The 485-nt window shown below is 40.0% G+C and carries 1 protein-coding gene; it reads right to left on the bottom strand.

Annotation, left to right across the window (positions count from 1 at the left end):
* A partial coding sequence (locus tag EII23_RS12340) for a transposase (protein WP_148091291.1) occupies nt 1-485 on the bottom strand: 485 nt, incomplete at both ends.

The raw sequence follows: 485 nt of genomic DNA, 5'->3' as shown, positions 1-485 counted from the left end.
TGAACAGAACATCCTGTCCTTAACAATTCAGTCACCTTTCTTTTTAGAGTAGCCCAAAACTGTTCAATGGGATTGAGTTCAGGAGAATAGGGTGGCAAAGGAAGAAAGTAATGCCTGCTTGCTATAGAACACTCATCAAGCTGCTTTTTAGGATGAAAAGTAGCATTATCCATAATAATCAGATGCGGCTCTGATAAGCACGGTAATAGTTCCTTTTCATACCATGTCATAAAGAGATCTGCTGTCATTGTGCCCTGATATAACAATGGTGCTACAATTTGGGAACCAATTTGCCCTGCGACAACTGAAAACCTTTCAAAGCGACGTCCACTGACTTTATCATAGACTTTTTGACCGCGTACAGCTCGGGCTTTTTGACGATAAAGATAGGTATCAATGCCAGTTTCATCACTATAGACAATTGGGGTATTAGGAAAACATCCTAGAACATCTAAGTAGCGTCTAACCTTGTCATTATCTTGTTC

This window comes from Desulfovibrio sp. OH1186_COT-070 (assembly GCF_003860215.1).
Lineage (GTDB): Bacteria > Desulfobacterota > Desulfovibrionia > Desulfovibrionales > Desulfovibrionaceae > Desulfovibrio.
This window is presented reverse-complemented; position numbering and strand designations above follow the sequence as displayed.